This window comes from Variovorax sp. MHTC-1, from assembly GCF_003984645.1.
Taxonomy (GTDB): Bacteria; Pseudomonadota; Gammaproteobacteria; order Burkholderiales; family Burkholderiaceae_C; genus Variovorax.
In genome coordinates, this window is record NZ_RWKI01000002.1 from 350486 (window position 1) to 362692 (window position 12207).

The 12207-nt window shown below is 65.4% G+C and carries 15 protein-coding genes; 5 read left to right on the plus strand and 10 right to left on the minus strand.

Features of this window, described 5'->3' with window-relative positions; translation table 11 throughout:
- Positions 1–21: 21 nt before the first annotated feature.
- From EJI01_RS04975 to sucC, 7 genes are all read right to left on the minus strand, one after another.
- A complete protein-coding gene (locus tag EJI01_RS04975; RefSeq protein WP_126836002.1) occupies positions 22–495 on the minus strand; it encodes a pilin in 474 nt (157 codons plus the stop codon).
- Between the two features lie 202 nt (positions 496–697).
- Positions 698–1504 carry a 3',5'-cyclic-nucleotide phosphodiesterase gene (locus EJI01_RS04980; protein WP_126836003.1) on the minus strand — a complete coding sequence of 269 codons (807 nt, stop codon included), beginning with the start codon at positions 1502–1504 and terminating at the stop codon, positions 698–700.
- 189 nt (positions 1505–1693) lie between these two features.
- Positions 1694–2344 carry an FHA domain-containing protein gene (locus EJI01_RS04985; protein WP_126836004.1) on the minus strand — a complete coding sequence of 217 codons (651 nt, stop codon included), beginning with the start codon at positions 2342–2344 and terminating at the stop codon, positions 1694–1696.
- Between the two features lie 29 nt (positions 2345–2373).
- Positions 2374–3183: a Stp1/IreP family PP2C-type Ser/Thr phosphatase gene (locus EJI01_RS04990; protein ID WP_126836005.1), complete on the minus strand. Its 810-nt coding sequence runs from the start codon at positions 3181–3183 to the stop codon at positions 2374–2376.
- A gap of 29 nt (positions 3184–3212) precedes the next feature.
- Positions 3213–3896: a TerC family protein gene (locus tag EJI01_RS04995; RefSeq protein WP_126836006.1), complete on the minus strand. Its 684-nt coding sequence runs from the start codon at positions 3894–3896 to the stop codon at positions 3213–3215.
- A gap of 91 nt (positions 3897–3987) precedes the next feature.
- Positions 3988–4881: a succinate--CoA ligase subunit alpha gene (gene sucD, locus EJI01_RS05000; protein WP_126836007.1), complete on the minus strand. Its 894-nt coding sequence runs from the start codon at positions 4879–4881 to the stop codon at positions 3988–3990.
- A gap of 9 nt (positions 4882–4890) precedes the next feature.
- Positions 4891–6057: an ADP-forming succinate--CoA ligase subunit beta gene (gene sucC, locus EJI01_RS05005; protein ID WP_093108545.1), complete on the minus strand. Its 1167-nt coding sequence runs from the start codon at positions 6055–6057 to the stop codon at positions 4891–4893.
- A 192-nt stretch (positions 6058–6249) separates the two neighbouring features.
- Here sucC and argC point away from each other — a divergent pair, with 192 nt between their 5' ends.
- Positions 6250–7179 carry an N-acetyl-gamma-glutamyl-phosphate reductase gene (gene argC, locus EJI01_RS05010; protein ID WP_126836008.1) on the plus strand — a complete coding sequence of 310 codons (930 nt, stop codon included), beginning with the start codon at positions 6250–6252 and terminating at the stop codon, positions 7177–7179.
- A gap of 27 nt (positions 7180–7206) precedes the next feature.
- On the opposite strand, the gene recX is transcribed toward argC, so the two are convergent.
- The gene (gene recX, locus EJI01_RS05015) at positions 7207–7656 is read right to left on the minus strand and encodes a recombination regulator RecX (protein WP_126836009.1); all 450 of its coding nucleotides are present in this window, start codon (positions 7654–7656) and stop codon (positions 7207–7209) included.
- 10 nt (positions 7657–7666) lie between these two features.
- Positions 7667–8731 carry a recombinase RecA gene (gene recA, locus EJI01_RS05020; RefSeq protein WP_126836010.1) on the minus strand — a complete coding sequence of 355 codons (1065 nt, stop codon included), beginning with the start codon at positions 8729–8731 and terminating at the stop codon, positions 7667–7669.
- Between the two features lie 147 nt (positions 8732–8878).
- Here recA and EJI01_RS05025 point away from each other — a divergent pair, with 147 nt between their 5' ends.
- From EJI01_RS05025 to EJI01_RS05040, 4 genes are read left to right on the plus strand one after another with little or no spacing between them, the layout of a single operon-like run.
- A complete protein-coding gene (locus EJI01_RS05025; protein WP_126836011.1) occupies positions 8879–9364 on the plus strand; it encodes a MarR family winged helix-turn-helix transcriptional regulator in 486 nt (161 codons plus the stop codon).
- Between the two features lie 24 nt (positions 9365–9388).
- Positions 9389–10060, plus strand: coding sequence for a response regulator transcription factor (locus EJI01_RS05030; RefSeq protein ID WP_126836012.1), 672 nt, complete (start codon positions 9389–9391; stop codon positions 10058–10060).
- 7 nt (positions 10061–10067) lie between these two features.
- Complete coding sequence (locus tag EJI01_RS05035; RefSeq protein WP_126836013.1) at positions 10068–11516, plus strand: sensor histidine kinase N-terminal domain-containing protein; 1449 nt, start codon at positions 10068–10070, stop codon at positions 11514–11516.
- On the plus strand, positions 11419–11745 hold the full coding sequence (locus tag EJI01_RS05040) for an N-6 DNA methylase (RefSeq protein WP_221885635.1): 327 nt from the start codon (positions 11419–11421) through the stop codon (positions 11743–11745). The genes EJI01_RS05035 and EJI01_RS05040 overlap by 98 nt, the downstream gene beginning before the upstream one ends.
- A 187-nt stretch (positions 11746–11932) precedes the next feature.
- On the opposite strand, the gene EJI01_RS05045 is transcribed toward EJI01_RS05040, so the two are convergent.
- Positions 11933–12205 (minus strand): helix-turn-helix domain-containing protein, encoded by a 273-nt coding sequence (locus EJI01_RS05045; protein ID WP_126836014.1) that lies wholly within the window; start codon positions 12203–12205, stop codon positions 11933–11935.
- Positions 12206–12207 lie beyond the last annotated feature (2 nt).

Consider the following 12207-nt stretch of genomic DNA (forward strand, 5'->3'; position numbering starts at 1 on the left):
CTCCGACGCCAGGCGCAACGCTTAGGCAGGTTGGCGGCATTCCGAAGGAACGTACTTGTACTTGCCGGCGTCGGCAATCGAGCACTTCCACTTGACCGGGCCGCTCGGCAGCACGCCGGCTGCAAGTGCGCCTGCGCTGCTGCTGGGGGTCAAAACCACGGTAACGGCACCGGCTGCTGCCGACGTCACGATCGTAATGACGCCGGTTGCCGCCGTAACCGTCAGGCTGTCGATGTTCTTGGTGTTGCCGCTGCCGACCGACAGGTTGTCAACACCAACGTTCAGCGTCGAGGCTGCATTCGCTGCGTTCTCTGCAATGGTCGACTTCGCGCCCGAGGCGAGAACCATCGCTTCCGACACGCGAGCGCGCACCGTGTAGTCTTGGTAGGCGGGAAGGGCAACAGCGGCCAAGATACCGATGATCGCCACAACGATCATCAACTCGATAAGGGTGAAACCCTTTTGCACATTACGTGCGATGGAACGACGGTTCATTCAAATACTCCGGTTGATTGAAGGGGCCCGAGGAAGCCCCCGGTGCGTTCAACCTCCGCAGCATCTGTGCCATCCCGCCTTCTCGCCTCTGAAGCACACCTTGGTGTGCATTTGTTCACGATCGAGTTACACCAAGTGACACAACTTGTTGCGAACGCCAGACAAGCTCTGACAAATTTTGTCAGCTGGCCAACCACTGTCGTCAGACCTGCAGCACCCCCGCCGCCTCCAGCCACCGAATGTCCCACCCCTTCGTCCCCTGCACCCGCGAGCCAACCGCCAACATATCGATCTGGCTCATGATCTCTCCGGTCTCAGCCGGCTTGGTGTGGGTGATGTAGATCGGGTAGCTCTTGCCAGGCGCGATATGCGCCAGCTCGCCGGCCAAGGTCGCAGGCGACAAATGCAAGCTGCGCTGCGCCAACGCCTGCTCCCGATTGCTGAACGCCGTTTCTATCACCAGCATCCCCACATCGAGCTGGTTCACCCGCTGCCAAAAGGCCGGATTGCGCTCGGTATCCCCGCTGAAGACCCAGTTCGGCCCGCCCTCCGCGCAGCGCACGGCGTAGCCGCAAGCCGGCACGGTGTGCACCGCAGGCAGCACCTCGATGTTCTTCAGCGCCCGTGTTCCCAGCTGGAGCTGCTGCCCTACCACGATGTCATGAAAGCTCACAAACGGCGCTTCCAGACTAGGAATGCTCGCGAAATCCGGCCAGATGATGTTGTTGAACACATGGGCGCGCAGCGCCTCGATGGTGGCGCGCAGCGCATGCACGCGCAGCGGCTTGCCGCGGCGGCTGGCGACGGCGTCGATCATCAGGGGCAGCGCGGCGATGTGGTCGAGGTGCGAATGGGTGAGCACGACGTCGTCGATGGCGCCCATTTCGTCCAGGCTCAGGTCGCCGACGCCGGTGCCGGCGTCGACCAGCAGGTCGCTGTCGACCAGGAACGAGGTCGTGCGGCAGTCCTTGGCGATGGCGCCCGAGCAACCCAACACGCGCACCTGCATATGCGAGGCCTTTGATTTCTATTTGGTTTCGAACCGGGTTGCACCATCCCAGTTCTGGTCTTTGGGCTGCAACGCCAGTGAGGCTAAACGCTGTGCGTGGAGCCGGTAAAGGACTTTTTTGGCATCTCCAGCCGGCAGTGGGGTCACAGCGCTTGGACCGGTCGAAAGTCTCGACGCGCGAGCCGGCGCTCAGCCGGCGACGAACTGCATCCGCGTGCCGCCGAGCTCGAGCACGTCGCCGTCCTGCAGGGCGACGGCCTCGTTGCCGAGCGGTTCGCCGTTGAGCTCGGTGCCGCCGTCGATGGGCGCCACCACGTAGCCGTGCAGGCGCCGCGTGACGGCGGCGACAGCCACGCCGGGCTTGCCGATGGTGGTGACGACCTTCTGCAGGGAGAGCTCGCGCCCGGCGCCGCTGCCCGACAGAACGCGCATGACGGCTACGCCGGTGCCGCCGCCGAAGGGCTGGTGCACCGTGGGTGCGGAGCTGAGGGGAATCGGGCCCGACGGTGCCGGCGCGATGTGCGGCGCGGGCCCTGCGCCTTCGGAGGCGCCGCTGCCCACCAGGTAGCGGATCTTGTACTTGCCGACCTCGACCACGTCGTTGTGCTCGAGCGCCTGCTTCTTGACGGCGCGCCCGTTGATGTAGGTGCCGTTGGTGCTGTTGAGGTCTTCCAGGTAGACGTCGCCGCCGATCATGTGCAGCACCGCGTGCTCACCGCTGATCGCCAGATTGTCGATCACGATGTCGTTGTACGGCCGCCGTCCCAGCGTGGTGCGGTCCTTGGCGAGCGTCACCTCCTTGATGACGACACCATCGATCGAAACGATCATCTTCGGCATGGCCGACTCCTCGATCTCATTTTTTTGGGCTATCCGGATGCCTCGAGAGCTTCACCTGAGCCTGCTCTGGCGAGGACAACCGAAATGTTGTCCCTGCCGCCATTGTCATTCGCAGTTGAAACCAAAAGTGTTGCCTTTTCCGAAAGGCCGATATCTTGTAACAAAAGCGTGAAAAGCTGCGCGTCGGAAACCATCTCGCTCAGCCCGTCGGAACATAGCAGGAAAAGGTCGCCGGGCTTCACGTTGTGCTCGTGCATTTCGAGTTCGACATGCCGTTCGATGCCGAGCGCCCGCGTCACCAGGTTGCGGTGCGGCGACTGGATGGCCTGCTCTGGCGTGATCGCGCCGGCGTCGAGTTGCTCCTGCAGCAGCGAATGGTCGCGCGTGAGCTGTTCGAGCTTTTCGTTGCGCAGCCGGTAGCAGCGGGAGTCGCCGATGTGGCCGACGATCGCGCGCTTGGGCCCGAAGGCGGCCAGCACGAGCGTGGTGCCCATGCCCTGCAGCTGCATGTTCGCGACGCCGGCTTCGAGGATGGCCGCGTTGGCCTCGTCGGTCCCGGCCTGCAGCGCGCGGCGCACGGCCCGCGGGTTGGCGGTCGGCCCGGCGTGGGCCAGCCAGCGGCCGAAGCTGGCTTGCAGCAAGGCGATGGCCATGCCGCTGGCCACCTCGCCGCCGTTGTAGCCGCCCATGCCGTCGGCCAGGAGCACCAGGCCCAGCGAGGCGTCGAAGGCGATCGTGTCTTCGTTGTTGGCGCGCACCCGGCCGGGGTCGGTGAGCGCGGCGAAGTCCCAGGTCAGCGAGCCGGTGTCAGGAGAAACGGATACGCCCAGGTTCACCATGAATCTATGTGGTTGAGAGCGGCGCTCGCTCAGTGCGCCGCGGTGGCCGCGCGCCTTTGCTGCCAGCGGCCGACAGCGATGACGAAAAATGCGCCGGCCGCGGCGCCTGCATAGTGCAGCCAGGGGTTGGCTGCCAGGGCGCCGCGCAAGGCGACGTCGCTCACGATGGTCTCGCCGCCGACCCACCCGATCAGCGCGGCGCCCAGCATGATGATGATCGGGAAGCGTTCCATGAGCTTGATCATGAGGGTACTGCCGAAAATCACCAACGGGATGCTGATGGCCAGGCCGAGGATCAGCAGCACCATGCTGCCCTGCGCCGCGGCCGCGACCGCGATCACGTTGTCCAGGCTCATGACCAGATCTGCCAGCAGGATGGTCCGCACGGCGGCGAGCATGCTGCCGTATTCCTTTTCCTCGCCGTTGTCGTCTTCCTCATCGCCGAGCAGCTGTACGCCGATCCACAGCAGCAGCGCGCCGCCGAGGATCTGCAGATAAGGCAGCGCCAGCAGCTTGGCGGCGACCACGGTGAGCGCGATGCGCAGCACCACGGCCGCGCCCGAGCCGAACAGCACGGCCTTCTTCTGCTGATGCGACGGCAGCGAACGGGCGGCCATCGCGATCACCACCGCGTTGTCCCCCGAAAGAATGATGTTGATCCAGACAATCTTGACGAGCCCGATCCAGAAATCGGCAGTTTGCAAATAATCCATGTCCCATATCCACTGTTATGTATTGAAAAAGCGCTCGCAACGTGAATTGCGAGCGCTTTTGTTCTTGTGTGGTCGAGGAAGGCCGGAAGTTTTAGAGCAGCGCCTTGAGGCGCTTGGCCAGCTCCGAGAAGTTTCGTGTGACCGTAAAACCGCACTCTTCCATGATGGCGAGCTTGGCATCCGCCGTGTCGGCGCCGCCCGAAATCAAGGCGCCCGCATGGCCCATGCGCTTGCCCGGAGGGGCGGTCACGCCGGCGATGAAGCCGACGATCGGCTTCTTCATGTGGTCCTTGCACCAGCGCGCGGCGTCGGCTTCATCGGGGCCGCCGATCTCGCCGATCATGATGACGGCGTCGGTGTCGGGGTCGTCGTTGAAGGCTTGCATCACGTCGATGTGCTTCAGCCCGTTGATCGGGTCGCCGCCGATGCCGACAGCGCTCGACTGGCCGAGGCCGATCTCGGTGAGTTGCGCCACGGCTTCATAGGTCAGCGTGCCGGAGCGGCTGACCACGCCGATGCGGCCCTTCTTGTGGATATGGCCGGGCATGATGCCGATCTTGATCTCGTCGGGCGTGATCAGGCCGGGGCAGTTCGGGCCCAGCAGCAGCGTCTTCTTGCCGCCGGCGGCTTCCTTGGCCTTCATCTTGTTGCGCACTTCGAGCATGTCGCGCACCGGGATGCCTTCGGTGATGCAGATCGCCATGTCCAGGTCGGCCTCGACGGCTTCCCAGATCGCCGCAGCAGCACCGGCCGGCGGCACGTAGATCACCGACACGGTGGCGCCGGTTTGCGTCGCGGCTTCCTTCACCGAGCCGAAGATCGGGATGTTGAAGATCGACTCGCCGGCCTTCTTCGGGTTCACGCCGGCCACGAAGCAGTTCTTGCCGTTCGCGTATTCCTGGCACTTCTCGGTGTGGAACTGACCGGTCTTGCCGGTGATGCCCTGGGTGATGACTTTGGTGTCTTTGTTGATGTAGATCGACATGACGTTTCCTTAGGCTTTCTTGACCGCTGCCACGACCTTCTGGGCCGCGTCCGCCATGGTGTCGGCGCTGATGATGGGCAGGCCCGAGTCGGCCAGCAGCTTCTTGCCCTCGACCTCGTTGGTGCCCTTCATGCGCACCACCAGCGGCACTTGCAGGTTCACGGCCTTGCAGGCCGCGATCACGCCGGTGGCGATGGTGTCGCACTTCATGATGCCGCCGAAGATGTTGACGAGGATGGCCTCGACGTTCTTGTTCTTCAGCATGATCTTGAAGGCCTCCGTCACCTTCTCGGGGGTGGCGCCGCCGCCCACGTCGAGGAAGTTGGCCGGCTCGCCGCCGAACAGCTTGATGGTGTCCATGGTCGCCATCGCGAGACCGGCGCCGTTCACCAGGCAGCCGATGTTGCCGTCCAGCGAGATGTAGGCGAGGTCGAACTTCGAGGCTTCGACTTCGGCCGCGTCTTCCTCGTCGAGGTCGCGCAGGGCCACGATATCGGGGTGGCGGAACAGCGCGTTGCTGTCGAAGTTGAACTTGGCGTCCAGGGCGATGATGTTGCCCTTGCTGTCACGGTTGAGCGGATTGATCTCGACCAGCGACGCATCCGTCTCCATGTAGCAGGTGTAGAGCTTCTTGAAGATGTCCACGGCTTGCGCGGTGGAATCGGCCGGGATGCCGATGCCGTCGGCGATCTGCTTGGCCTGCGCGTCGGTCAGTCCGTCCTTGGGATCGGCGAAGACGGTGATGATCTTCTCGGGCGACGAGTGCGCCACTTCCTCGATGTCCATGCCGCCTTCGCTCGAAGCGATGAAGGCCACCTTCTGCGTTGCGCGGTCGGTGACGGCCGAGACGTAGTATTCCTTCTGGATGTCGGCGCCGTCCTCGATGTAGAGGCGGCGGACCTTCTGGCCCTCGGGGCCGGTCTGGTGGGTCTTGAGCTGCATGCCGAGGATGTCGCCGGCGAGCTTCTTGACGTCGTCGATGCTCTTGGCGACCTTCACGCCGCCGCCCTTGCCGCGGCCGCCCGCATGAATCTGGGCCTTGACCACCCACACAGGGCCGCCGAGCTTCTGGGCGGCTTCCACCGCCTCCTGCACCGTATATGCCGGGATGCCGCGGGGCACAGGCACACCGAACTTGGCAAGAATTTCCTTGCCTTGGTACTCGTGAATCTTCATGAGGGTGTCTCTCGGAACGAGGTTGAGAACGGGAGATTTGGGTTGTTGTCCACGGGCCACGGCGTGTAGGCAATCGGGCGGCGGACAGCAGGCGACTGTATCATGGTGCGCCGCACCAACGGCTGACCGCTCCTTCGGTCAACGTGTAATTTCTTCTTACGCGACTTTCCCAGGCAATCCGAGGCTTCCACCATGCCCAAGGTCTTCATCGACGGCGAAGCCGGTACCACCGGCCTCCAGATTCGCGAGCGGCTCCAGCAGATGCCGCAGATCGAACTCGTGAGCATCGCGCCGGAGCTGCGAAAGGACGTGGCCGCCAAGCGCGAACTGATGGCCGGCGTCGACCTGGTGGTGCTCTGCCTGCACGACGATGCCGCGCGCGAATCGGTGGCGCTCATCGACCAGCTCGAAGGCCAGGGACGCCGCCCCAAGATCATCGATGCCTCGACAGCGCACCGCACGGCCGCCGGCTGGGTGTTCGGCTTCCCCGAACTCGTGGCCGGCCAGCAGGAGGCCGTGGCCAAGGCCGAACGCGTGGCCAACCCCGGCTGCTACGCGACCGGCGCGATCGCCATCGTCCGCCCGCTGATCGATGCCGGCCTGCTGCCCGCCGACCATGCGATCGCCCTGCCCTCCGTCAGCGGCTACTCGGGCGGCGGCCGCACCATGATCGAGGCCTACGAGGGCGGAAAGGCACCGCTGTTCGAGACCTACGCGCTGGGCCTCAAGCACAAGCACATTCCCGAGATCATGAAGTACACCGGCCTCACGCGCCGGCCCGTGTTCATCCCCTCGGTGGGCAACTTCAAGCAGGGCATGCTGGTGCAGCTGCCGCTGCACCTGGACGAGCTGCCCGGCCGGCCCAAGGCTGGCGACCTGCAGGAGGCGCTGGCGGCGCACTACGCGAAGAGCAACACGCCCGAGAAGTTCGTGAAGGTGCTGCCGCCCACCGAGGACGGCAAGATCGACGCCCTCGCGCTCAACGACACCAACGAGCTCGAGATCCGCGTCTTCCCGAACGAAGACCACCGCCATGCCGTCGTCATCGCGCGGCTGGACAACCTGGGCAAGGGCGCCAGCGGCGCCGCGGTGCAGAACCTCAAGCTGATGCTGGGGCTCTGAGCCCAGCGGCCGCGCGTCGCGCGGCCTTCACTCGTTCGGGTCGTGCCGCAGAACCTTGGCGACGACCGCCGAGGCGAATCCACGCGCCAGCAAAAAGCGCATCTGCTTCGCGCGCTCCGCTGCGTCGTTCGGCAGCGTGCCGAAGCGCTGCCGCCACACTTCGAGCGCACGGTCGAACTCGCTGCCCGAGAGGCCTGCGAGCGCCTCGGCCACCGCTTCGGGCGCAATGCCCTTGTGCAGCAGCTCCTGGCGCACGCGCGCCGCGCCGTGGCGAGCCGCGCGCTGGTGCAACACCGACTGCACCACCCTCGCCTCGCTGATGAAGTCTTTGGCGGCCAGCTCGTCGAGCGCACGCGCCAGCGTGCCGGGCTCTTCCTCGTACCTGGCCAGCTTGCGCTCGAGCTCGCTGCGCGAGTGCTCGCGCTGGCTCAGGAGACGGAGAGCGCGGCCCTTGAGAGAAGGAGCGCTGAAAGCCATGGCCCGAGGCTTATTTCTCGGGCGCGGCCTCGACCGCTTCGGCCAGAAGCGGAATGCCCAGCGATTCGCGCACCTTGTTCTCGATCTCGCGCGAGAGCGCCGGGTTCTCGCGCAGGAACTCGCGCGCGTTGTCGCGGCCCTGCCCGATCTTCTCGCCGTTGTAGGCGTACCAGGCGCCCGACTTGTCGACGATCTTGGCGGTGACGCCCATGTCGATGATCTCGCCCTCGCGGCTGATGCCCTCGCCGAACAGGATGTCGAACTCGGCCGTCTTGAAGGGCGGCGAGACCTTGTTCTTCACCACCTTGACCTTGGTCTCGTTGCCGATCGCCTCGTCGCCCTTCTTGATGGTGCCGATGCGGCGGATGTCCAGGCGCACCGAGGCGTAGAACTTCAGCGCATTGCCGCCGGTGGTGGTTTCGGGCGAGCCGAACATCACGCCGATCTTCATGCGGATCTGGTTGATGAAGATGACCATGCAGTTGGTCTTCTTGATGGTGGCGGTGAGCTTGCGCAGCGCCTGGCTCATCAGGCGGGCCTGCAGGCCGGGCAGCGAGTCGCCCATTTCGCCTTCGATTTCGGCCTTGGGCGTGAGCGCGGCGACCGAGTCGACCACGATCAGGTCGACCGCGCCGGAGCGCACCAGCGAATCGACGATTTCGAGCGCCTGCTCGCCGGTGTCAGGCTGGCTGATCAGCAGGTCCGACAGGTTCACGCCCAGCTTCTGCGCGTACTGCACGTCGAGCGCGTGCTCGGCATCGACGAAGGCGCAGGTGCCGGCCTGGCGCTGCATCTCGGCGATGACCTGCAGCGTGAGCGTGGTCTTGCCCGAGGATTCCGGGCCGTAGATCTCGATCACGCGGCCGCGCGGCAGGCCGCCGACGCCGAGCGCGATGTCGAGGCCGAGCGAGCCGGTGGAGACCACCTGGATGTCTTCCAGCGCCTCGCCCTCGCCCAGCCGCATGATCGTGCCCTTGCCGAACTGCTTTTCGATCTGGGCCAGCGCGGCCTGGAGGGCCTTGGCCTTTTCGCTGCCTGCGACCGAGATGCTGGTGCCTTTGACGAGTGCGTCCATGTGGAAATCTCCTTGAATATCAATGGGTTGTGTTGGGTTTGTCCAATCTGCTTTTAACCACAGGCTGGATGCTTGAACAGTAGTGTAGGGGTTGATGGATTCGAGTGAACCCATTTTTTGGTCAGTTTGATTTACTATCGAGGCGCCGTGACCGACCCCGTATTTCCGATCGACCCCGACGCCTGGCGCCAGACCCACCTGGGCCGCCTGCTCGGCCACGCCATGCGCCGCTTCGACGAGCGTGTGCTGGCGCTGATGGCGCACGACGCCGACGTGCCGCTGGCGCTGTCGAACCTCGCGGCGCGCGCGCAGGTGAGCGCGGCGCACATCCACATCACGCGCCATCTGTCGCGCGAAGGCTCGCGGCTGACCGAACTCGCGGAGCGCGCCGGCATGACCAAGCAGGCCATGGGCACGCTGGTCGACCAGTGCGAGGCCTGGGGCCTGGTGACGCGCGGGCCCGATCCGCTCGATGCGCGCGCGCGGCGCGTGCTGTTCACGGCCGATGGGCTGGCCTGGCTGGAAGCCTTCCGCAACGCGGTCGCGCAGGCCGAGCGCGAGTTCCGCGCCAGCGTCGGCGACGAGATCGCCACCGTGGTAACCATCGGTCTCGAAGCCTATGCTGCAACCTAGAATCAGACCGTCTGGAGACACGCCATGCGAATACTGATTGCGGAAGACGACCAGGTGCTGGCGGATGCCCTGCTGCGCAGTCTGCGCACCTCGGGCTCGGCCGTCGACCACGTGGCGACCGGTTCGCAGGCCGACGCCGCGCTGATGACCAACAGCGAATTCGATCTGCTGATCCTCGACCTCGGCCTGCCCAACATGCACGGCCTCGAGATCCTGAAGCGGCTGCGCGCCCGCGGCTCCCAGCTGCCGGTGCTGGTGCTGACGGCGGCCGACAGCGTCGAGGAACGCGTCAAGGGCCTGGACTACGGCGCCGACGACTACATGGCCAAGCCCTTCTCGCTGCAGGAACTCGAGGCGCGCGTGCGCGCGCTCACGCGGCGCGGCATGGGCGCCACCAGCAACGCGATCAGGCACGGCCCGCTGGTCTACGACCAGGCTGGCCGAGTGGCCACCATCGACGGCAAGATGATCGAGCTGTCGGCGCGCGAGCTCGGCCTGCTCGAGGTGCTGTTGCAGCGCGCCGGCCGGCTGGTGAGCAAGGACCAGCTGGTCGAGCGGCTGTGCGAGTGGGGCGAGGAAGTGAGCCTCAACGCGATCGAGGTCTACATCCACCGGCTGCGCAAGAAGATCGAGAAGGGGCCGATCCACATCGCCACCGTGCGCGGCCTCGGCTACTGCCTCGAGAAGATTCCCTGAGCCTTCGGTGAAGCTCTTTCAGCGCGCGCAGCGCTCCCTTTTCGGCGAGATCCTCGATTGGATGCTCACGCCGCTCCTGCTGCTGGTGCCGGTCAGCATCGGCGTCACGTGGCTGGTCGCGCAGGGCATCGCCAATGCGCCCTTCGACCGGGAGCTGCAGCACAACCTGCGCACGCTGGCCAAGCTGGTGAACCCGCAGCAGGGCGCGGCGCAGTTCGTGCTCCCGCAAGCGGCGCGCGAGATCCTGCGCGGCGACGATGCCGACCGCGTGTACTACCAGGTGCTGGACGGGCGCGGCGAGCTGGTGAGCGGCGAGCCCGACCTGCCCTTTCCCCACACCGACGAGCCGCCGGTGACGGGCACCGTGTACCTGCGCAACGACGAGATGCACGGCAAGCCGGTGCGCGTGGCCTCGCTCTGGGTGGCGGGCGCCACGGACGAGGCGCCGCCGGTGCTGCTGCAGATGGCGGAGACGCGGGAGAAGCAGTCGGTGCTCGCCACCGAGATCATCAAGGGCGTGCTGCTGCCGCAGTTCGCGATCCTGCCGCTCGCGGTGCTGCTGATCTGGCTCGCGCTGGTGCGCGGCATCAAGCCGCTGTCGGTGGTGGAGGCGCGCATCCGCGAGCGCCGTCCCGGCGACCTGAGCCCGCTCGACGAATCCTCGGTGCCGCTCGAGGTGGTGCCGCTGGTGCTGTCGGTCAACGACCTGCTGAGCAAGCTCAACGATTCGATCGGCACGCAGAAGCGCTTCCTGGCCGACGCAGCGCACCAGCTCAAGACACCGCTCGCGGGGCTGCGCATGCAGGCCGACCTGGCGCAGCGCGAGGGCGCCAATGCCGACGAACTCAAGAAGTCGCTCAAGCAGATCGGTCGCGCGAGCATGCGCGCCACGCACACGGTGAACCAGCTGCTGTCGCTGGCGCGCGCGGAGAGCAGCGGCGCCAGCATCGCGCGCCAGCCCTGCGACCTGGCGCGCCTCACCATCGAGGTGGTGCGCGAGGCGGTGCCGCGTGCGATCGAGAAGCGCATCGACCTGGGCTACGACGGCGCCGAGGCGGGCGCGCCGGGCGTCGCGCTCGAAGGCAACCCGACGCTGCTCAAGGAGCTGGTGCGCAACCTGGTCGACAACGCGATCAACTACACGCCCTCGGTGCCCGAGCGGCCGGGCGTGATCACGGCCCGCGTGCTGGGCGATCCCTTCGGCCGCATCATCGTGCTGCAGGTCGAGGACAACGGCCCCGGCATCGCCGAGCACGAACGCGAGCTGGTGTTCGAGCCCTTCTACCGCGTGCTCGGCAACGAGGCCGACGGCTCGGGGCTGGGCCTGCCGATCGTGCGGGAGATCGCGCGGCAGCACTATGCGACGGTGGAGCTGGAAGACGCCCATCCGGGCCAGCGCCCGCCCGGCACGCGCTTCAGCCTGCGATTCGACGCCGACGGGCGCGACAGCGCCTAAGCGCCAGAACCAGCTAACGCAAGACCACGTCGACGAGATCGTCAACGCCTACCAGAATCGCGAGGTTGAGGAAGGGTACTCCAAGCGCGTGACGATGGAGGAGATCGCTCTCAACGGCCACAACCTGAACATCTCGCGCTACGTCAGCACCACTCAAGTAGAAGCGGAGATCGACCTAGCGGCGAGGACGGGATCCGTGAGGCAACGACGAAGCACATGGGTTCCTTAAGGAACTTGGCCTACCCCCGCTACCCATCGGCCGATCCTGAGTTCGAAGAGAACGCGAGTGGTTAGGTGTGGTCTTTAGGGCCTCGATCGGTCCAGCTTTTTGGGCGAGGACTGCCATGCTCCAGCACCCCGATGGGGCGGCCCAACATCTCGCGTGATTGAATGAGCTCTACTGGAAGTGATCAGGGTTAGGCCCTTTTAGGCTTTCTCCCTGGTCGATCCATAGCCTGGAAGAACTCTGAGGGCTGCATGTCAAGAGCGGCAACGATCTTGAGAATGTTGATCAGTGCCAAGTTGTGCTCACCGCGCTCAATGCCACCCATGTAGCTGCGATCGATTCCACAGGCATCACCAAATGCCTCCTGGGAATAGCCGCGCTCCTTGCGATACCGACGAACGCTTTCTCCAAAAAGTACCAGTTCCGGCGCCTTCTTCTTGCCGGAATCGACTGCATTGACCATGC

What these genes read in the sequence shown, in the direction of transcription:
- EJI01_RS04975 (WP_126836002.1), bottom strand. Translation starts at nt 495, where the DNA reads ATGAACCGTCGTTCCATCGCACGTAATGTGCAAAAGGGTTTCACCCTT.
- EJI01_RS04980 (WP_126836003.1), bottom strand. Translation starts at nt 1,504, where the DNA reads ATGCAGGTGCGCGTGTTGGGTTGCTCGGGCGCCATCGCCAAGGACTGC.
- EJI01_RS04985 (WP_126836004.1), bottom strand. Translation starts at nt 2,344, where the DNA reads ATGCCGAAGATGATCGTTTCGATCGATGGTGTCGTCATCAAGGAGGTG.
- EJI01_RS04990 (WP_126836005.1), bottom strand. Translation starts at nt 3,183, where the DNA reads ATGGTGAACCTGGGCGTATCCGTTTCTCCTGACACCGGCTCGCTGACC.
- EJI01_RS04995 (WP_126836006.1), bottom strand. Translation starts at nt 3,896, where the DNA reads ATGGATTATTTGCAAACTGCCGATTTCTGGATCGGGCTCGTCAAGATT.
- sucD (WP_126836007.1), bottom strand. Translation starts at nt 4,881, where the DNA reads ATGTCGATCTACATCAACAAAGACACCAAAGTCATCACCCAGGGCATC.
- sucC (WP_093108545.1), bottom strand. Translation starts at nt 6,057, where the DNA reads ATGAAGATTCACGAGTACCAAGGCAAGGAAATTCTTGCCAAGTTCGGT.
- argC (WP_126836008.1), top strand. Translation starts at nt 6,250, where the DNA reads ATGCCCAAGGTCTTCATCGACGGCGAAGCCGGTACCACCGGCCTCCAG.
- recX (WP_126836009.1), bottom strand. Translation starts at nt 7,656, where the DNA reads ATGGCTTTCAGCGCTCCTTCTCTCAAGGGCCGCGCTCTCCGTCTCCTG.
- recA (WP_126836010.1), bottom strand. Translation starts at nt 8,731, where the DNA reads ATGGACGCACTCGTCAAAGGCACCAGCATCTCGGTCGCAGGCAGCGAA.
- EJI01_RS05030 (WP_126836012.1), top strand. Translation starts at nt 9,389, where the DNA reads ATGCGAATACTGATTGCGGAAGACGACCAGGTGCTGGCGGATGCCCTG.
- EJI01_RS05040 (WP_221885635.1), top strand. Translation starts at nt 11,419, where the DNA reads ATGCGACGGTGGAGCTGGAAGACGCCCATCCGGGCCAGCGCCCGCCCG.
- EJI01_RS05045 (WP_126836014.1), bottom strand. Translation starts at nt 12,205, where the DNA reads ATGGTCAATGCAGTCGATTCCGGCAAGAAGAAGGCGCCGGAACTGGTA.